The 19,412-nt window shown below is 51.4% G+C and carries 16 protein-coding genes; 13 read left to right on the top strand and 3 right to left on the bottom strand.

Annotated elements, in window-relative coordinates; all coding sequences use genetic code 11:
• Positions 1–231: 231 nt before the first annotated feature.
• Positions 232–849 carry a sigma factor-like helix-turn-helix DNA-binding protein gene (locus RBT76_09150; GenBank protein MDX9857944.1) on the bottom strand — a complete coding sequence of 206 codons (618 nt, stop codon included), beginning with the start codon at positions 847–849 and terminating at the stop codon, positions 232–234.
• Between the two features lie 402 nt (positions 850–1,251).
• Here RBT76_09150 and RBT76_09145 point away from each other — a divergent pair, with 402 nt between their 5' ends.
• The 7 genes from RBT76_09145 to RBT76_09115 all read left to right on the top strand — a co-directional run bounded on the left by RBT76_09145 (position 1,252) and on the right by RBT76_09115 (position 7,154).
• Entirely contained in the window at positions 1,252–1,506 is a 255-nt protein-coding gene (locus RBT76_09145; protein MDX9857943.1) for a hypothetical protein, read from the top strand.
• A gap of 439 nt (positions 1,507–1,945) precedes the next feature.
• A complete protein-coding gene (locus tag RBT76_09140; protein ID MDX9857942.1) occupies positions 1,946–2,635 on the top strand; it encodes a hypothetical protein in 690 nt (229 codons plus the stop codon).
• Positions 2,529–3,413 (top strand): ThiF family adenylyltransferase, encoded by an 885-nt coding sequence (locus RBT76_09135; GenBank protein MDX9857941.1) that lies wholly within the window; start codon positions 2,529–2,531, stop codon positions 3,411–3,413. The genes RBT76_09140 and RBT76_09135 overlap by 107 nt, the downstream gene beginning before the upstream one ends.
• A 116-nt stretch (positions 3,414–3,529) precedes the next feature.
• On the top strand, positions 3,530–4,909 hold the full coding sequence (locus tag RBT76_09130; GenBank protein MDX9857940.1) for a hypothetical protein: 1,380 nt from the start codon (positions 3,530–3,532) through the stop codon (positions 4,907–4,909).
• A 74-nt stretch (positions 4,910–4,983) separates the two neighbouring features.
• The gene (locus tag RBT76_09125) at positions 4,984–5,769 is read left to right on the top strand and encodes a replication-relaxation family protein (GenBank protein ID MDX9857939.1); all 786 of its coding nucleotides are present in this window, start codon (positions 4,984–4,986) and stop codon (positions 5,767–5,769) included.
• Between the two features lie 659 nt (positions 5,770–6,428).
• Positions 6,429–6,926 carry an MT-A70 family methyltransferase gene (locus RBT76_09120; GenBank protein MDX9857938.1) on the top strand — a complete coding sequence of 166 codons (498 nt, stop codon included), beginning with the start codon at positions 6,429–6,431 and terminating at the stop codon, positions 6,924–6,926.
• Positions 6,927–6,950: 24 nt separating this feature from the next.
• Positions 6,951–7,154: a helix-turn-helix domain-containing protein gene (locus tag RBT76_09115; protein MDX9857937.1), complete on the top strand. Its 204-nt coding sequence runs from the start codon at positions 6,951–6,953 to the stop codon at positions 7,152–7,154.
• Positions 7,155–7,286: 132 nt separating this feature from the next.
• On the opposite strand, the gene RBT76_09110 is transcribed toward RBT76_09115, so the two are convergent.
• Positions 7,287–8,828: a Fic family protein gene (locus RBT76_09110; GenBank protein ID MDX9857936.1), complete on the bottom strand. Its 1,542-nt coding sequence runs from the start codon at positions 8,826–8,828 to the stop codon at positions 7,287–7,289.
• Between the two features lie 204 nt (positions 8,829–9,032).
• Here RBT76_09110 and RBT76_09105 point away from each other — a divergent pair, with 204 nt between their 5' ends.
• The 3 genes from RBT76_09105 to RBT76_09095 all read left to right on the top strand — a co-directional run bounded on the left by RBT76_09105 (position 9,033) and on the right by RBT76_09095 (position 13,263).
• The gene (locus RBT76_09105; protein ID MDX9857935.1) at positions 9,033–9,215 is read left to right on the top strand and encodes a helix-turn-helix domain-containing protein; all 183 of its coding nucleotides are present in this window, start codon (positions 9,033–9,035) and stop codon (positions 9,213–9,215) included.
• Between the two features lie 346 nt (positions 9,216–9,561).
• On the top strand, positions 9,562–10,518 hold the full coding sequence (locus RBT76_09100; protein MDX9857934.1) for an ATP-binding protein: 957 nt from the start codon (positions 9,562–9,564) through the stop codon (positions 10,516–10,518).
• Positions 10,519–10,536: 18 nt separating this feature from the next.
• A complete protein-coding gene (locus tag RBT76_09095; protein MDX9857933.1) occupies positions 10,537–13,263 on the top strand; it encodes a S8 family peptidase in 2,727 nt (908 codons plus the stop codon).
• 470 nt (positions 13,264–13,733) lie between these two features.
• On the opposite strand, the gene RBT76_09090 is transcribed toward RBT76_09095, so the two are convergent.
• Entirely contained in the window at positions 13,734–15,311 is a 1,578-nt protein-coding gene (locus RBT76_09090; GenBank protein ID MDX9857932.1) for a hypothetical protein, read from the bottom strand.
• A gap of 541 nt (positions 15,312–15,852) precedes the next feature.
• Between RBT76_09090 and RBT76_09085 the strand changes: the two genes are divergently transcribed.
• The 3 genes from RBT76_09085 to RBT76_09075 all read left to right on the top strand — a co-directional run bounded on the left by RBT76_09085 (position 15,853) and on the right by RBT76_09075 (position 19,406).
• Entirely contained in the window at positions 15,853–16,644 is a 792-nt protein-coding gene (locus tag RBT76_09085; protein MDX9857931.1) for a serine hydrolase domain-containing protein, read from the top strand.
• Positions 16,577–17,296, top strand: a complete 720-nt coding sequence (locus tag RBT76_09080) for a serine hydrolase domain-containing protein (GenBank protein MDX9857930.1) — start codon at positions 16,577–16,579, stop codon at positions 17,294–17,296. The genes RBT76_09085 and RBT76_09080 overlap by 68 nt, the downstream gene beginning before the upstream one ends.
• 499 nt (positions 17,297–17,795) lie before the next feature.
• The gene (locus tag RBT76_09075; protein MDX9857929.1) at positions 17,796–19,406 is read left to right on the top strand and encodes an MBL fold metallo-hydrolase; all 1,611 of its coding nucleotides are present in this window, start codon (positions 17,796–17,798) and stop codon (positions 19,404–19,406) included.
• Positions 19,407–19,412 lie beyond the last annotated feature (6 nt).

Genomic DNA, 19,412 nt, shown 5'->3' with positions numbered 1-19,412 from the left:
GCATCCGGATGGATGTGTACAAATCGCTTCACCTCACTGCTCTCTTCTCCGTGTTCAAGTCGAAGAAGTGAGTAGTCGAGACCGTCAAGAAGTCGTCGCAGAATCAAGCGAGCGTTAGTGACGTCCAAATCATTTTCTGGATCCCCGCAGTCCTTGTTAGGCACAGTCATTTGTATTTACCTCCTATGGAAAAGATCTGTACCTACAGGCTATCACGTAACATATTTGCTGTCAATCAGATACAAACTCTGCGAGGGCTCTTTCAAATTGTTCGTAGTGATACTTCATCTTTCTGAAAGCGCTCTTCAGCTGACGCTTTGTGGTCGACACGGATACGCCAAGCTGCCTTGCGATTTCCTCAATCGTGTAACCTGACGCATGCAATCGGAGTACCTCTCGCTCCATAGTCTTCAGTCGACGTAGGCAGAGTTTGCCAACAGCCTTTTGGAAGATGTCATTGCTATCACTTGCCGGTGGCAAGAGATTCTCCCAGTCGCGAGACTCCGTCGCACACTCCAATGTGCTCTGTCTCACATCGTTGACACCGCCACCCCGTTTCTGAGCTTTGCTCTTGCATATAGCGTTTATCACGCGCCAATCAGCGAGTTGTCGGAAATGGCTCTCCAAGCTACGATCCGGTTGCCGAGTTGGATCATAACTTTCGGCGGCTATCAAGAGCGCTTTGTAGATCTCGGTTTCGGCCAGATCATATACATGCGGTGGTTGCCTCCTGAGCTCCTTAGCCAGTCGCTCTTTTAGATGTGGAAAAAGAACAATTAGACGTCTGTTTCTTTCACGGTCGGTAGCGTTTTGCACGAAGGAATCGCAAGCCTCAAGCTTTTTGCTCATCGCGGCTTGGCTCCTTATTCACAAGAGAATGCCAATACTCAATTCCGCGGCTAGCAGTGTGAATGCTTGCCGTTCGCAATTGACAAAGGCAGTTCCCGATGTACGATTTCTACCGTTGGGTTAGAGTGAAGATTCTACAAGTGGGTGTATTTAGTTGTCAAAGAACGTCTTGGTGATTACTCACCTGGTCATATACTAATATACAGCAACCCCCACTCAAAAGTGTCACGATTTCTGCCCTTTGCAGATAATTCTCTCAAGACCGCTTTTGACCTATCCAATTCACTTTCGGTGTATTTCCACAGTAAGCGCAGCATACCGCGCCTCATGGGGTTAAACCGATCGAATCAGTAAACGGCGATTGGTCTAATCCAGAATCGAAACCTTCGGTATGGAGGACAGATGAAATCCGCAGTAATCGTAATCGCCGGTTCGGGTCGCAGTCACGATGTGACAATCGAACCCGGAACCACCCCAGAGGACATCTTCCGCGATCTCGGAATCGGGGAAGACTTCGTCCTGTCAAAGGACAATGGCGCCCACATCTTCGGCAAATCGGAGAACATCTACCCGGAAGTCGATGATGGTCAAAAGCTGCATGCCGCGAGCCGGACCGACGTGGGTCATGTTGTCCATCACTATGGCGAGAGCCGCTAAACGTACTGAACCGCGTTGGAGCGGGGAGGCGTCGGGTAAAACCGACGTCTCCCACTCGCCTCCAACCAGAAAGGAGAACAGTCCATGGTCAATATCACGCGCAGGTTCAGGCCGCTTTGGATGGAACGCCGCTGGCAACAACGTGCCGGCTGCTATTTCTTCGGGTGGTATCGCGTCCCTCCATATGGAGCGTGGCAGGGTCGCATAATAAGGCGGCATGCCACCAGATGGTCTTACTTCATCTGCAATCCACCGGAGGAAGTACTCTCCGGTCCTCATGGCGCTTGTTTCCTGAGCAAAGGTAACGGCGTCTATGAAGTCCACTTCTCCCTTAGAGCGACATCGCTCGACGACGGAATACTGGCAATTGAGCAAACTATCAGGGAGTCAATTGAACAGCAACCATGAACGAAGCAGCATCCTTTCACAGGAGACAATTATGGAACGTGAGAAATTCTTCCAGCGCCTCACTGTCGAGCGGTTGGAGCAGTTGTGTCACAATCTTGGCCTACAGTCCCAGGAAGACTTCGCCACCCTCCGATCAGCATTGACTAAAGGCGATACGGCCGAAGCTCAGGCGATCTTCAGTCGACTGATGACAGACCATGAGCTTCTCTATGGTCTTGCGCATGCCAGAGCATTGGCGAGTGACACGCTGCCCAATCAATCGACTTTTCTGGTTAGTGCCGAACTGCTATATGACGGATACGAACAACTGCGGCGGTTCGACAACGAAGTCATCCTGTACGCAATCGGCACCGCCTTCAGCGACCTGCTCACTATCGAGCGAACGGTTGAGATCGCCCACGACCGCTCCGAGTATGGGAGGGCGACCTCAAATGCTGCTGCTACCAGCAAGGTATTGGCACAACTTGAGAAGCGGGGTAGCCTGCTGACGGCCTACCTGCACATGCATCCGGGCCGGGGGAAGTCCTCCAATCTGCCGTCACAAATTGATTTAACTAACCAGATGCAACTGGAAACGGCTGGCTATCGCACGGTGGGGATCATCTACTCGCGCGATGGCTATGCTCGCTTTTTCTCTCACCAAATGCCGTTTCACGTTTGCGTCACAGGGAAAGGAGTGCGCCATGCGGCGGAGAGACTGTACCTACTCACTGAAGTCTAAGTCGTTTCAATCTCCCGATCTGAGAAATCAGGGTACCGACCGCGACCGGGTATGGTCTCGCCAGGGAGGTTTCCCGTGGTGGAATCAAGAAGCTGCGTTGAAGTCAAGAATTTTGCAGGTCGGTGGGGGCGGCCTTGGCAGTGAGATATTGTATAGTCTCGTCAAGAAGGGTTATTCGGAAATCGATGAAATTGATGGTGACACGGTTGATCTGACCAACTTCAACCGCCAGCGGTTCACACTCAGCGATTTAGGCAAGAACAAGGCGATCTGTCTCGCCCGCAATGTTTCTAAGGATGGCTATTTGGGCAACCGCATTACGGCGTATCCTTACTACTTCGAGGAAGCTATTGAAAAAGGGATCGACTTTGCTCCTAATGTGGTTGTATGCGGCGTGGATTCCGATCAGTCGCGTCGGGCTGTGGCTGAGTGGGCTGTTCGCAAGCAACTTCCTGCCGTGTTTTGCGCTGTGTCGCGCGATGGCGACCAATGTTACTGTTTAGTGCAGCGACCGGATGAGGCCTGTTTCGGTTGCATCCTGCCGCACGCAATCAACAATGACATCACCCCCTGTCCCGGCGTGCCGGCCATTATCGATCCCCTCAAGCTGGCCGCCGCTCTGACATCATTCGCCGTGGACTCACTGGTTATGGGTCGTCCTATCGGCTGGAATTACCGGGAGATTCGACTGGCCGGATTCATGCCGGAGCTTGTTCGCACCGTCTCGAGAAACCCCGAATGTCCTTTGTGCTGCAAGAATCGTGGGGGACAGTCATGACGGCGATAGAATGGATACTCATACCACTATTTGAACGGCTGTTGGCTCGACCGCGGTCGGCGAAGTCGAATGCGAGTCCGGGTGCGGGACGATTGCAGATCGGAGAGGCAAGCGCCTTGACAGATCGTCGAGTCATTGAGCCGTTCGCCATCGAATTGTCTGATTTGCAACGCCACGTTGTCTCACTGGGCTCGTCCGGTGGCGGGAAAACGTCTTTGATATTCGTGTTCCTCGTGAGCCTGCTCATGCATGGCTATGGGGGACTGATGGTCGACATTCATGACGCTGTTCCCAAGTTTCTCTCGCTGGTAGCCCGGTTAGTCACCACCGGCATCCTGCCCAAGCGAGTCTTAGGCAGAATCCTCGTCGTCTCCTTTGATGACCAGGCCCCGGTGGTTCGATTCAATCCGCTGGCCAAAGTGACATGGGCCAAACCGCATCGAGTCGGGCAGCACATGGAATTGATGCTCCGCCGTCAATGGCCCGAGGCAACCTGGGGTGCGCCCTCAAGTGAATTGATAGCCAACACTTTCTGTCTTATGGCCGAGCATGGTCTGCCCCTGACGATGACTGAGCCGCTACTTAGGAATCCAGCCCTGTTGCATCACCATTGTCAGACTGTTCGCAATGAAGCCTGCCGTAATTACTTCCTCAATCGCTGGCTTCACCTGTCGGATTCCATGCGGGACTTCTACACGCAGGTTTTCCTCCCGCGACTCAGTACCTTTCTGGCCGATCCCAAACTCCGCGTCATGTTCGGATCGAATGCGTCCGACCTTGACCTGTTCCAATGCCTGAATGATCGCATACTCGTTCTCTTTGACCTCAATAAGGGCATTCTCGGGCGGGATGCTGAACTAGTCGCCAGTATCGTTCTGGCAGTCGAGCAACAGGCCGCCTTCGCGCGTTTGCCCATTCCGGAGCCGGAGCGCCACCTGTCGACTCTAATAATCGACGAATTCAATGCCTTGGCCGGAGTACACGAGATCATTGCCCCGGCCTTAAACGAGTTTCGCAAGTTGAAGATTCCGGTCGTCCTGAGCGGGCAATCGCTGACCGGTATGGACCGAGCAATGCGCTCAACCATTCTCACCAACTGCGCGGTCCGCTGCTGCTTCCGCATGGACGCCGAGAATCTCAAGACCGTAACGGCAGAACTGCAAGGGGAAGAACGGGAGTTACTCAGAAGCCGTATAGCCCGGCTCGGAGTTGGTGAGGCGATGGTCTTTGTCGGCGGGAAACCGGCCCGCCAGGTTTCAATTGACCATCTCCCGATTCCAGAGAAGCTCAATCGGACCGAGGAGCCAATGGTCCGTCAAATGTACCGCAACGTCGGCGGTGTAACGTGGCCACCGGCATCTCGTGATGAACACTCCAATCTTAGTGAAACGCCCAAATCAGAGGTACTGCCGGAATACGCGAAACCGGCGTCCGAAACTGAGCCGGACAGAGGCAATCATGACTTGCCGCCCGGCTATCACGAAGGGGGATTCTGATGAGAGCCAACCCTTTCAGACGGCAGAGTGCTCCCCGCTTGGTATTGACTGATCGGGATCAGGAGATTCTCATTTTGCTTGACCAGCATCTGCTTCTCACTCGGGAGCAGCTGCAACTGCTTCTGGACTGGCCGTGTGTGACCCGGATCAATCGTCGACTGAGGCAATTGTTCGACGCCGGTTTAGTGGAACGGCGCTTCCTGCCGGTTCAGTCAGGCTCCGCACCTGCCATCTACTATCTCGGCCGAGAAGCTATCAGCCACTTGGCATCGACAAACAGCCGTGATTCGGATACGTTGCTGCGCCGCCGACGTCGAATACAGCGAATGCCCGACAGTACACTGGGGCACGATCTCGCCATCAGCGACTTCGCCGCCTCATTCATCCGCCACTGTTTGAAAACCCCCGGAGGTGAATGGATCTCCTGGCTTAACGAATACGCCTTCCTTAATACCTGCCAGACGACCAAATTACCGTTGGCAGTCATGCCGAGGCCGGACGGGTATGGTCGATACGCCATCAACCGACTGCTGTACCACTTCTGTCTGGAACTGGATACTGGCAGTGAGTCTCTTCGACGCCTTCGCCGAAAGCTCCAAGCCTATCAGATGGCCCAGTCGTCCGGCTATTTCCGAAAGCTGTTCAAGCTCAGTCGGCTGACGGTGCTGATTGTAACCACGTCCTCAGGCAGAGCGGCAAATCTCGCCGCAAGACTGCAACAGTCGTCTTCACTGCGCGTATTGGTCGGCACTCTCCCACAAGTCACACATAACCCTCTCTTCGGCTCCGTTTGGAATATGCCGGGGCAACAAACGACCACTTCACTGCATCGTCAGGAAGTCACAAAGGAGCGTGGATAGCATGCGTTGGTGCCCGTCTTGCAGGAGAATCTCACCCGGTCAACCGGAACGGTGCCACTATTGCGGCCGCACCTGGAATCTCCGGCTTTGTCCGAGCGGACACGAAAACCCGCCCGATAGTCAGTACTGCGGGCTATGCGGCAGCGCACGGCTCAGCGAACCGGCACAGGGCGGAAATGTCGTCAATGGGCTGTTCGCGCTTTTTCAACATCGCGGTCACATTGCCCGCGTTCTGTTTTCCATCGCTGCCATCGCTTTGGTCTGTACTGTCCTATTCAATCTCGGTGCCTTTGCGCCGCTGCTGATCGCACTGATTTTTCTATTCATCGTCCTCTGGCTCTCCACGGGATTTCTCCACGATCGTCTTCTCGCGTTTATTGTGAGTTTTATCCGGGCTGCAATCGTGAGAGCCAAATTGCCTGCTATCAGAAGGCACCGTCGGGGACGCCAATCCGGCACTTAGTGGAAGGGAATCCAATATGTATAGTCGTCTTAACTCTTATGGAAACAACAGCCTCTCGGCTGGTTATCAGGATGTATCTCAGGACCGCCAAGCGGTGCACTGGTTGCACCACCCGGGTGCACCTCTCTGGATGAGACCCCCGCTTCCCGGCCACTTGATTCGGATTGATATTGCCGCCGGTGTTGAAACACCACCTATGCCACGTGGGCAGTTCGACATCATCTATGCCGACCCACCCTGGCGCTACCAATGGTCAGGAATGAATCGCAAGATCGAAAAACACTATCCGACTATGGATCTGGATGACATCAAGAACCTACGGATACCTTCGGCTGCCGATTCGGCTTTATATTTGTGGACGCCTCCGGCCATACTTGGCAATGCGCTGGAAGTCATGGAGGCCTGGGGCTTTCGGTATCGCAGTCACGCCGTGTGGGACAAGGAGATTATGGGGCTTGGCGTCTGGTGGCGGAATCAACACGAATTGCTGCTCGTGGGCCGGAAAGGCAGATTTCCGGTGCCGCCACCGTCACAACGGCTCCGCTCGGTGTTTCGTGAGAAACGAACTATCCACAGTAAAAAGCCGCATTCGGTTTACGAGATGATCGAGCACATGTACCCCGGCATGCGGTATCTGGAGTTATTCGCCCGGAACCGCCGTCGTGGCTGGAAAAGCTGGGGCAACGAGGTATAAGGAATTCGCTGATTGGATGCCTGGATGAACCGTCTCTATACCCCAGAAGAGATGTCGGAATTGCTCGGCGTTAAGCTGTCTACGATCTACCAGTGGACGCACATCGGGTATATTCCACATTTTAAGCTGGGGCGGTTTGTCCGGTTCCGGGATCGCGATGTCCTTGAGTGGCTGGAATCCAGAAAGAGGAATGGTAGAAAGACAACAGCGATTGATCTCGAGTTTTGACACGGATTCTGACTTGTGTCTCTCGGTTTGAAACGGCGCAATATGTCGGCAGTTTTGCAAATCTGCCGACATATTAGGATAAAGCGATCATAACTAAGGTCGACGAAATAGCTGACCAGATTATTCAGATAGTCAATCAGTCACGTTTGTAGCCTTTATTGCTTCCCCGTATGACGACAGAACGGCCTTTTCCATCTTGGCAACCTCGTCGTCAGAAAGGAGGTCAAAATGATCCCTGCGCTTACCTTTTGATAGTCGCCCCCCATTTTGCAGACAGAATCGAATGAAGAGGTCGATTTTCTGGTCAGGCAAATCAACAACATCCTGTATGGCTTTCTTGGTCTCGTCATAGCTGGCAAGAAAAGCCAACTCGGTCGACAGTTCAGTATCGATAGTTCTGGCGATGAATCGAAGCAGCGCTTCGGCTTGAGGCGACATATCGATATACCGATACCAAATTCCGGTGTCGTTGTGAACGGTCATGCGGCCATCTTCATCGAGCGAATACTCAACTAACGGCATGAGCTTCTTGGAAAAAGCTTCTAACGAGTCGTCGTACTCAGCGGGATTCTTCAGCATGGAGGCAGAAATGGGAAACATGACGCCTTTTGGCGTAAATCCTCGACGGGCAAGGACGTTGTGAATCAGAAATCGATGGATTCGTCCGTTACCATCTTCGAAGGGATGCAAAAAAACGAATCCATAGGCTATGACCGCCGCATGGATCGCCGCCAACTGGTCACTTGTATCCATCCGCTTATGGCAGGCTATCAATCCTTCCATTAAGCCTGGCAGATCATCGGGCTTCGGGCTGACGAAATGCACTTTCTCTTTGTGCCACGGGATTGTTTCTCCAACGTAGTTTTGGTTCTCCCGGTAATCGGGAGCTTTGAACCGTGGATCGACTATTCGGTTCTGGAGCTCAATCAACTTTTCCTTTTCGCAGAAGTCTTCCCGCTCGGCGAGTTGAAGCAGCGCCACAAATCGTTCGGTACGGGTCGATGAGGGCCTGATGTTCTCGATCTCAAATGACGACTTCGTCTCCTTTGAATAAAGATAGCTGAGCGCTCGCTTCAACAATTCCGGGGGATAGGCAGACACGATTTGGCGGCAACGGGCAGGAAGGTCTTCCGCCTCCAATTCACGTAGTACGGCAGTACGACGAACCATTGGACAGAATTGATTTCCGCCCAGCAAATTGTTGTTGATCCGCTGACGTCGGATTTGTTCGCCGGGTTTGATAGTGTAGTATTCATCCGTCTCAAGCAGGTCGATATAGTTGCCTTGCTTCAGGTCCTGCAAGTCAAGCGATCTGCCGGTCTGTAATTCATATAGGAACCATATTCGCCGGCTGTATTTACTGGTTGGTTTCGAGCGAATATATTCGAGAATCTGCTCTTCTTCTACCGCTTGAAACAAGTTGGCCAGAATTGCCAGATTCGTGCCATCATACTTCAAGGCAAATTCGAGATGGTCTCCTGTGGTGTCTCCTGGCCAATACTTGGGCGGAAAGACTTCTTCGACTACATATCCATCTGAGTGAATTCGATGAATTCCGCTTGTCGTGACTAGTGACCTATGCCAATTTGGAATGACATCAAGCGAAAATCGCTCGATAAGCGCTGAATATCCCGCGGGCCTTTCAATCGATTCAACATTAACTGAATTCTCCACTGCTACCTCCGGAAAATCGATTACAACACGGAAAATATTGTTTAATTTACACGCAAGTCAAGAAAAATAATTACACGTGGTCAACCGCTGAAGAAGCAGAAAAACAGTTACGAGGCCGGAAAAACGCTTATATGCGACCAAGGCCGTAGCTAAACGATTACGTCCAAGAAGATATGTGGATTCAATCCCAACCCGCTCGACAGAGTGCCGGAAACTCCGGCTTCACCGTCGAAATGCTATTCGGAATTGCTCGGCGTGAAGCTCTCCACTATTTACCAGTGGACTCACATCGGGTATATTCCGCATTTCAAGCTGGGGCGGTTTGTCCGGTTCAGGGAGCGTGAGGTAGGCCGATGGCTTGATTCAAAAGCTATAAATGGGAGATGAAGCAGGACTACAGGCGTTCTCATGCACCAGCCGTTTTCTTGTTGACTGACAGCCGTCAATTGCTCTTATTTACTATTAGTTGCTAACTGTTAATACTGGAATGCGAGAAATGACTAACTGGCTGACTCTGAGCGAGGCCGCTGAATACTTGAAGTTAGGCAAGTCAACAATTTACAAGTTGGCTCGCGAGCGAAGTATCCCGGCACACAGAGCGGGCCGGATCTGGCGCTTCGATGCTGCTGAACTTGATATGTGGATGAAAAGTCGGTCAAAATCACCTTCCACGGTGCGAAAGTTCAGTAGCAGTGGAGCTTGAAAATCGCATTCCCGATATGGAAGTGAAATAATGGCTCGCTCGGATATATTACTGTCTTTGGTTCAATCTGCAAATCGAGGCGATATGGTTGCGTTTCGCAAGGCAGTTGAAATCTTGATAGCTGAGGAAAGATCGAAGAAACACGATGTGCTGGCTGACAGACTGGCAAGTGCTCTCAGTAATGGCGGGTCCAACGGATTCTCAATTCAATCGAGAGGTGAAGCAAGGGATCTTCTTTTCGAGTCGCAAGCAAATCGCACCTTCGACGACTTGTTCCTTCAAGATGAAATCAAAGTCATCTGTCAACAATTCATCGAAGAACAACATCGGTCAGACTTGCTAAGAAGTCATGGACTCGAACCACGCAACCGAATCCTCCTTGCAGGATCACCTGGTAACGGCAAAACCAGCTTGGCTGAAGCCATTGCGACTCATTTGATGTACCCTTTTTTCACGATTCGGTATGAGAATCTAATCGGCAGCTACTTGGGCGAGACAGCCTCACGACTTCAAAAAGTCTTTGACCATGTGAAAACTAGAAACTGCGTCTTGTTTTTCGATGAGTTTGACACTATCGGCAAGGAGCGGGGAGATACTAAGGAAACTGGCGAAATCAAACGCGTCGTGAGCTCTTTGCTCCTTCAAATGGATAGATTACCCACGTATGTTGTGGTCATAACAGCCAGCAATCACCCGGAGCTTCTTGACCGAGCCGTTTGGCGTCGGTTTCAAATACGATTGGAGCTCACAACCCCCGGATTGGCACAAATTGAATCATTCATCAAGACGGTTTCTCAACGGGCAAAGTGTAATTTCAATTACAATTTAAAGACCTTGTCCAGTAAACTTAAGGGATGCAGCTATTCCGAAGTTGAAGAGTTCTGTTTGGAAGTTGTTCGCAGGGCGGTTTTACAGCACAAGCACGATGATGCCAAATCCATTGTTTCAGAATCCTTAAGACAGTGGCGGCTCAAGTTTTCGGCATAGAATGCCGGGGCGTAGTTTATGGCCGAAAAACCTATCCTGATCTTCCCCAATCCCAGGTCTATTGAGAGAACCAAGAAGACAACCGGTTTCGGATCTCCTGACTATCGTTATCCCGATGTTAGTCGTCAAAAAGACAGATTGACTCCGCAGTTCGACAGAATGAGGCAGTCCCTTATCTCTGATTCCTCGGCAGGCCTTGAACCCGAGACCGTCTTGGTGTTGGAGGTAGTTGGGGAAATTGAAGATTTTGCGCGTGCCGCGAGGGCAATCCAGGGACTTGAATGGCTGGCAGAAATTGACGCTGATGCGATCACCCCAGATGAAGACTTTTATGTGCCACCGAGAATCGGCAAACGACTGCTCTACTCCGAGATTGAAGACATCAATTCGCGACAGTCGTCAGAATTGTGGAAATTACTTGAAGAACACGAATACATAGATGCTACTGGGTTCAGGACCAGCAAACCGCTAGAAAGTTTTGCTGCACTGATACCGCCTGAGTTCGACGCCGAGAAGCAGCGGATAATGGATGTGTTGGAGGAGGCTTCCGTTCCTACTAAGAGCCTATCTTGTCGGCTATTTATGAGCATGAGCAATCAAGGGGCCATCGACGAATTATTGCGCTTGTGGCAACAGTGGGATTCTAACAGGAGGTTGCCAAGAGGATATCAGAAGTGGTCGGAAATTTTCTCCTACCTCAGAGATATAAGACGTTGGGACGTTTCGGATAGATTGAGAGAGACCGGAGTAATCGAATACTGGCGAACAAACCTGAGCTTTTATCAGTCTCAGAACATTGCCGTGCCTTTCGAGGTCGAACTATGGTATCGAGGGGATAATCCGAAAAGGGACGATGCAATTGAGCACGTTCGAAGACTTGTTGCAGCGGAAGAGGGGCGTGTTATAAAATCATGTACTATTGATGAGATAAGGTTTTGTGCCTTAAAGGCAGAGCTTCCAGCTTCAAAAATCCAGGGAGTGTTAGAATCTCATTATGTTGACCTATTTCGAAGTAATGATGTCATGTTCTTCCGTCCGACTGGTCAATGTGCAGTGCAAATAATGCCTGATGGAGAACCCGGATCATTCACTTCAGGGACCACAACGGGAAACCCGGTCGTGGCACTGTTCGACGGTGTGCCCTTTACCAATCATGCACTGCTAGATGGTCGCATCCGTTTTGACGACCCAGATAACTATAGCAGCAGATATCAGGCCACCGACCGGCGGCATGGAACTGCGATGGCATCTTTGATATGTCATGGAGAACTCGATTCTCAGGAGGAACCGCTTCATAGACCGATATACGTGCGACCTATCATGGCACCTAATCGAAACGGTTTGAACAGAATTGAACACATACCTGAAGATGAGTTTTTCGAAGATTTGATCGAGAGGGCTGTCCGACGACTATTTGAAGGCACGGGCGGCAGCGAACCGGTCGCTCCGTCAGTCAGAATAGTGAATTTGTCGGTCTGTGATCCTGCTAAGGTGTTTTATCATCGAATGAGCTCGATGGCGCGATTACTGGATTGGCTCTCTTATAAGTACGGGCTTCTGTTTTGTGTAAGTGCCGGAAATATCCTTGACGACCTCGACATAGGGCTCTCGGAGAGTGAGTTCTTAGCTTTACCCGCTGCGGAACAAACCAAAAGGTCAATTGGCATCATACATACCAACTCAAGAAATTACCGGATCATTTCGCCAGCGGAATCGGTGAATGCCATTACTGCTGGGGCACTACACAAGGATCGTTCGAATGGCAGCGCAACAGGAAATCGTATCGATTTGTTGCATGATTCGAATCTCCCTTCACCAATTTCACCATATGGCTTCGGTTATCGATCATCTATAAAGCCAGACATGTACATTCCGGCCGGCAGACAGTTCTATCACTTTGTTAACGGTAATTCTGCTCAAATTAATAGGTCTATACTTCCGCCAGGACAAAGGGTCGCTACGGCACCTAATACTGGTGGTGACACAACGCGCACAACTTATACATGCGGTACTAGCAATGCAGCGGCTTTGGCATCACGTTCTAGTGCGCTCATATGGGAGTCAATCGAAGAATTAGCTCAACAGCTCGAAGTCAGCATACCGCGCGACAATATCGCACCAATCATTAAGACGCTCTTAGTACATGGCACTTCATGGGGAAAAAGCCAGGAATCCCTGAATCTGTGTACAAACGGAAGCTTGGATAGAAAGTCCTTGACGAGATACTTGGGATATGGAGTGCCAGACATAGGGAGGGTCTTGGAATGCATCGATCAACGAGTAACGGCTTTTGGGTACGGTCGGATAGGAAAAGATGAGAGACACGAGTTTAGGCTTCCGCTCCCTCCGTGCTTAAATGGTATCAACGACTCGCGACGTTTGACGATAACCCTTGCCTGGTTAAGTCCAATCAATGTCATGAATCGAAACTATCGTAAAGCCAACCTTTCATTTGAACCAAGCAAGATTGGTATTGCTGATGATAGAATCGAAGCGGATTGGCAGAAGGTCAGGAAAGGCACCGTGCAACATGAAGTATTCGTCGGCCATAGAGTTGCCTCATTTGAGGAAGGCGATGCTCTATTGATCCCGGTCGAGTGTCGCGAGGATGCCTCAACTCTAGATGAATCTGTTTGCTATGGACTTGCTGTGACTTTGGAAGTCAAAGAGGACGTTGACTTGCCAATTTATGAACAAGTGAGGGCAAGAATCGGTGTGCCTGTTCCTATTCAAGAGAGGGAATGATCATCCCTTCAATTTGTGCCAGATTTGTGCCAACTTGAATGAAAAACACGCTGATTTTCCAGAACCACACAAAACCACATAAAAGCTGTAATTCGCTGTGATTCAGCGAGTTATCGCATAAGTCGGTGACCGTCAAAAAGTTGCAAAATGGGCCTTTTTCGATTCCCCCCACCTCCATTTGATTATGAATCGGTGCACACCAACATACTACATATGTCAAGGGTTCGGTGTGGTCACCTCCAATGCAATATCATAACATTCAGGTATTCTTCGGATTACAAATACGTACTAATCGCTGTGCCAATTCCGGCAATTCACCGACCACTCGAATTTGCTCATGGACTTTGTTGTCTTCGTGCAATTCTCAAAGTCGAGAGTGAAATGCTGTGATTAGAAACCTCAAATGCGAGATTTGTGGGACCAAGGAATGAAAGAAAGTCAGTAACTGCAATATCAGTGTCATTTCGTGGTCAGCGTGAGGGGGGCACATTCTTCGTGCGATACCACTCGGACCAAGCCGACCGATCTCCCACATCCACGCCGGTGCATTGTCGCAACAGCGACTCGGCCTCATCGCGTTCTTCCTTCGAACCAACCCAAAGTAATTCGATTAACGCATGTATCACAATCTCTTCTGAATTTGCATGTAGGAATTGGCGGAGTTGAGAAGCCCTTTCGGCAGGGGTCGGCATGTTGTCCCCTCTCTCAAGGGCGGGCGAGTCGGGAAGAAGCGATGTGAATTGATGGTCGTATCGGCCTGCCAGCGGTCCGGTGGCCTGCGACAGGCGGTCGAGGATCCCGGTATACATCGTCAGATCCGCCACCTTTGGTGCCACGCTGTGCGGTGCGGAAATCAACCAGGACGACCAGGCTTTTGCCTCATCGGCTAAGGCATCCTTACTATTCAGGTCAAGACGGTGCGGGAGTTGACCAGAGACAGCGTTAAGATACGGGAGAAGCAGCGGCCAATATGCCCTACTGAAATCATCCTCAGGGTCAACAATCGAGTCAAGCGCTTGGACACACAGCCGAGTGACGTTCATCGACGGAATCTGCAGGATCGGTGTGCCGCTGATCACGCGGTGATTGTGAACGATGACTGCATCGTATCGGTGCGGTCCGGACACAAACGCGCCTACTTTCTCTTTCACTCCGGAAATCGGAAGTGCGTACGCCGCAGTGTTGGTGGCGAAGTCGTTCCGCCAGACGCCCCAGTAGTCCGGAGTTACCTGACCTATGGTCATAAAGGAATCGGGCAGCGCAGAGTCGAGGTACGATGCCAAGTACAACCCCTGGAATTCCTTGTCGTCTGCCCGCTTCGTCACCTTGCCCTTCTGCAGGTGGGCCTCGCCGTAGAAGAGCAAGAGATGACCCGCACCAGGACGAGACAGAAGGGACTCTATTCTTCGCGCTACAAGTGAATCGCGTTCGTGCATGAAGTAGTAGGACCGTTTGTCGAAGGACCAGGTGGCCCTGTCAATTGTCGGCTCGCCTGGCAATACGGCAAATGAGATCCGCCGATCATCAGACGCCTTCTGATTGAACGCGTTTACGCGGGCGCGCAGTTGCCCCAGTCTATCGAAAAACTCCAGGTCGGCGGTGGTGAAGACTCCGGAACATATAAGTGGCAGAGTGAGAATATCGCTCGGATCGCCACTCACCATATACTTCTCAACCCGGCCCACCGACAGTGAATCGAGCTCCAGTACCAGCGACAGGTCGCGCGGGATAGAGCTCTCGACTACTGAATCCGCTGATGCAAGCGCGAACCAATACAGCAGTCCATCAATGACTGTCTCGCGCGGTTGCCATTGACCATGGGCGTTGTCCCCGAGCAGGACGACGCGGTTGCGCGTGAGTGCGTCCAGGATATAGGCCTCTGTCGAAGAAACGGCATGCGATTGAACGTAATTCTTAAACCGCTGTGACTCATTTGACTGGGAACAATTGCATAAACAGGAGACAACTGTGAAAAGCAACGCCAGGCCGAGCGGTAAGGCCTTCCGGCCCGGTCTTACAGATTGGTAGTTTGAGTGATTTTCGGTCATCGGTCCAATCCTTCTGTGGCGGAGTCATGAACCGGTAATTGACAGCCCTTCTCGGCCACTCTGATCTTCCGCAGCTCACTTGCAGCCCAGTCTTGAACCCATGAACAGTGTGGCGGCGCGATCCATTGTAGCGTTGCGAGCAATTGGAGCGCATCGCGCCGCGCATTGTTCCGGGCCAGGTGCTCGGCCCGTTCCCGGACCTCCGGTGAATACCTGCTTGGTCTTGCCATATGCGTAATCTCTCACATAATTCTGTCTCCGGCAAGCCCGGGGAGGTTCAGTCATACTGGAAGCAGGTGCATGGTCAGCCGCTGTTGTCGTTGTTTATTTGCTTACCTAGTATAATAGGTATCTCAGGAGACGCGGATGCATGCCCCGCAACGTCCTCAAGCCCGCCGAGGAGTTCCCGGACTGGACGTGCCGGCAAGTGTGACCATAACCCATACACTCTTAGACTCCTCTCGATAGCCATTTCGGAATAGCCCTCGCGCTTCAATTATATTATTGTTGGGTTATTGTGTAACAAGGGAGTGACAAAATAATGAAGGCACTTTTAACGATCTGCGCCCTACTGGCAACTCTCACAGTCTCGACCAAGGCGATGGTCGCGGCTCAGCGTGCTGATTCAGTACTTAATATTCTCGGGGCAGATTTTGTGCGCGGAGTGAATGATACAACTCGAGTGGAAAGACTTGCAGCGGTCAACAATATCTATGATGCTTCTTTGATTGAGGAACTCGGCAATGAGCGACTGCTTGGGCTCTTTGAACGGATTCACAGTGACTTCGGTGAGCTAACGTATCACCACAGTGAGTCGACAGGAAACCATCTACACATATTCGCTCAGTCGCTGAAGGACAAGCAGTGGCATGACTTTCAATTCGGGCTGACCTCCGGGGCCGAACCGAAACTGCTCAAGATCGTATTCATCGCGGACGTAACAGAACCGATCTATCTCCCCAATGGGCGGATTGAAGATCCGTTCACTCTTCGGTGGTTAGACAGCTATGTCGACAAATTGGTCAAAGAGAATGATCTGGCATCAGCCATTCTGATCGCGCGAGGCGATTCGGTCGTCTATGAGCGGTACACGGGATTTGCAGATGTTGCCCGGACCAGAAGAATAGGACCATCGACCCGCCTCAATCTTGGTTCCGGCAACAAGATGTTTACGGCGCTGGCGATAATGCAGCTTCGAGATGCCGGAAAGCTCAAGCTGACGGACACGCTTTCCCGCTACTTTCCAGACTATCCGCACCAGCAGTTTGTCAGATCGGCTACCGTCCATCACTTGCTCTTCTCATACGGCCGGGCTCGGCGATTACTGGACTGATACGTATGAGCGGGCCTGGGACAGTATCTCTCAAGTCGAGCAGATGATGCCGTTTGTTCACGTCGATACACCCACCTTTGCTCCCGGCACGAAGTTCCAATACAGCAATTCGGGATTCATACTTGCAGGAGCCATTATCCAGAAGATGGCATCGGCTGATTACTTCGACTATGTTCGAGAACATATTTATCGGCCGCTTGGGATGACCGAGACGGATTCGTATTTGAAATTGTCGTCAGACACAACATTGGCTGAGCCTTTGTCGAAGGGGAAGACGGGGTGGGTTGAAGCAAGTCACGGACTTCGCGGAAGTTCAGCTGGGGGTGGTTACTCGACGCCGCGAGACATGCTCAGATTCATGCGTGGGCTGAAGAATGGAACCGTTCTCAAAGAGTCATCAGTGGCAGAGATGATCACACCCAAGAACAGCGGCTTGGAGGACAAATTCCCCTATGGCTACGGTTTCACCTTGGGCTTGAAAGGGCAACGGGTCGTGTCTTATGGTCATGGTGGACAGGCGCCGGGGATCAATTTTGAAGCGCGCTATTTTCCTGAAGTCGATGTCACGTTCATTATCTTCTCGAATCAGGATAGCGGTGCTTACGACGATTTGAAGAAGAACATCGAGAAATTGATTACGGGAGATCGCTAAGGGCTACTCACGGCGTCAAGGCTTTCGCTGTCAAATTGCCTGTGAGTCGCCAGTCCATTGTTCCGGTTCTGAGGCCCGCCAGATGCGTCACTATTTGATCACAATGACCAGTAAGTCCTTGTGCCACAACACGAGTATGGGGTTCGATTCCCGCCACCCCTATTTTGTATAACCAATTGTAAATCAATAGCTTATGGAGGTAGAATATGTTGGATCATTTACTTATACCCCCGTCCCACTGCTATAACTCTGAATATCGTGCAATAACTTACGACGATTGAGGACACAGTTTAGTCACAGGTTTATCCTGTAAAGACCAGACCAAGGTAGGTGGGTGACTCAAGATAGTGGAGCGTAACATTTGCTTTCACGACTCGTCTAATAAACAATGAACATCGGAAAGAAAGTAAGACAAACGGCCGGAAGAGAGTCTGAGTCGAAATATCAAGCTGCATGTCGAGTACTTGTATGCATCCTTGTTCTGATATCATCGCCGATAATGGGTCAGAATCTTGATGGCAAGATCGCATTTTATTCGCCACGAAACGGTCGCGACGATATTTTTATCATGAACGCCGACGGAAGCAACGTTGAGCTGGTTACAAAGGGTAAGGACGGAGGGAAGTGTCCGGATATCTCGCCTGATGGAACACGCATTGTTTTCGTCTCTCTCCGCGATGGCAACTCAGACCTCTATCTGCTGGATCTTGTTTCCGGGACCGAACAGCGTCTGACCAGTCTGCCAAGCGTTGAGCGCCAGCCCAAATGGTCGCCCGATGGCGGGCAAATAACCTTTCAGTCGGATCGTGATGGCAATTACGAAATACACGTCATGGATGCCGACGGCACCAACTGGCAACGTCTCACTAACAATGAGGCCGAAGAGCTTTGGCCAAACTGGTCACCGGACGGAAGGCAGATCAGCTTCAGCTCCAACCGTGACGGCAATTGGGAAGTCTATGTTGTTAACACCGACGGAAGCGGTCTCCGCAGGCTGACAACCTCGGATCTTGATGAAACCGGTGTTTCATGGTCACCCGACGGCACCCGGCTGGCTTTCCGCAGTGGCCCGGCACGGCAATTTCAGGGTGACATACACGTTATGAATGTTGACGGCACTCATGAAATTACGCTGACCGACTTTGACGGTGTGGAGGAAAATCCGGTCTGGTCTCCCGATGGAAGACAAATCGCCTTTCAAACCATGAAGGACGGCAATTTCGAAATCTACGCAATGGACGCCGATGGTTCAAATCTGAGGAATCTGATCAACCACCCGGCGAATGATTACTGGCCTTCGTGGGTGTCACCGTCGTCCGGATCGCACACAGGAAAGTGTCTCCCAGCGAGTGCAGTCGAATTGCATATCCTATATGACAACAACTCTCACAACGACCGTATGTCACCGGCACATGGTTTCTCTTGCTTGATCGAAGCCGGCAACGAAACTCTGTTGCTCGATGCCGGGGGGGACGGTGAACTGCTGGTGTCGAATATGGCGGCCGGCGGATATAATCCGCAGGAGATTGACATGATAGCGGTTACTCACTGCCACGCCGACCATATCGGGGGACTGCCGTCCGTGATGCGTGCTTCGCAGCGGCAGGCAAAGTTGTTCCTCCCCTGTGGCGGATCGTCCGGCAACATTGCCGGCCGAGCTCTGTCAACGATCGACTCTGCTACGAATCTTGCAGGCGATGTTATCTACGTTGAAACGCCGACATCTCTTTGTGCCGGAGTCACAACTACTGGACCGGTAGGAAATGGAATTCATGAAGAAGGTCTCATCATCCACACCGACGCTGGGGCAGTGCTTATCACTGGATGTGCACACCCTGGAATTGAACGGATTGTGCACAGGATCTCGGAATTGACAGAAGAGCCGATCCTGCTGGTTATGGGTGGGTTCCACCTCGCCGCCGAATCGCAAGAAATGATTGACGTTCTGGCAACGAAATTGGAGGGCCTGGTGAAGTACATTGGCCCCTGTCACTGCTCGGGGGATCTGGCACGAGAGCGTTTTAAGAACCGGTTCGGCAATCGGTGCCTGGATCTGGGAGTCGGAAGCACACTCAAGATATCCGACCTGATCACCAACAACGAACACTGAGGGAGA

The organism is Candidatus Zixiibacteriota bacterium (genome assembly GCA_034003725.1).
Taxonomy (GTDB): Bacteria; Zixibacteria; MSB-5A5; order GN15; family FEB-12; genus WJMS01.
The sequence above is the reverse complement of the archived record's forward strand: the minus strand, read 5'-3'. Positions and strand labels throughout refer to the sequence as shown.

Bases quoted from the DNA above. Each gene is read 5' to 3' on its own strand.
- RBT76_09135 (MDX9857941.1), top strand. From the start codon at position 2,529: ATGGCTATGCTCGCTTTTTCTCTCACCAAATGCCGTTTCACGTTTGCG.
- RBT76_09140 (MDX9857942.1), top strand. From the start codon at position 1,946: ATGGAACGTGAGAAATTCTTCCAGCGCCTCACTGTCGAGCGGTTGGAG.
- RBT76_09095 (MDX9857933.1), top strand. From the start codon at position 10,537: ATGGCCGAAAAACCTATCCTGATCTTCCCCAATCCCAGGTCTATTGAG.
- RBT76_09150 (MDX9857944.1), bottom strand. From the start codon at position 849: ATGAGCAAAAAGCTTGAGGCTTGCGATTCCTTCGTGCAAAACGCTACC.
- RBT76_09100 (MDX9857934.1), top strand. From the start codon at position 9,562: ATGGCTCGCTCGGATATATTACTGTCTTTGGTTCAATCTGCAAATCGA.
- RBT76_09090 (MDX9857932.1), bottom strand. From the start codon at position 15,311: ATGACCGAAAATCACTCAAACTACCAATCTGTAAGACCGGGCCGGAAG.
- RBT76_09120 (MDX9857938.1), top strand. From the start codon at position 6,429: ATGCCACGTGGGCAGTTCGACATCATCTATGCCGACCCACCCTGGCGC.
- RBT76_09115 (MDX9857937.1), top strand. From the start codon at position 6,951: ATGAACCGTCTCTATACCCCAGAAGAGATGTCGGAATTGCTCGGCGTT.
- RBT76_09145 (MDX9857943.1), top strand. From the start codon at position 1,252: ATGAAATCCGCAGTAATCGTAATCGCCGGTTCGGGTCGCAGTCACGAT.
- RBT76_09075 (MDX9857929.1), top strand. From the start codon at position 17,796: ATGGGTCAGAATCTTGATGGCAAGATCGCATTTTATTCGCCACGAAAC.
- RBT76_09085 (MDX9857931.1), top strand. From the start codon at position 15,853: ATGAAGGCACTTTTAACGATCTGCGCCCTACTGGCAACTCTCACAGTC.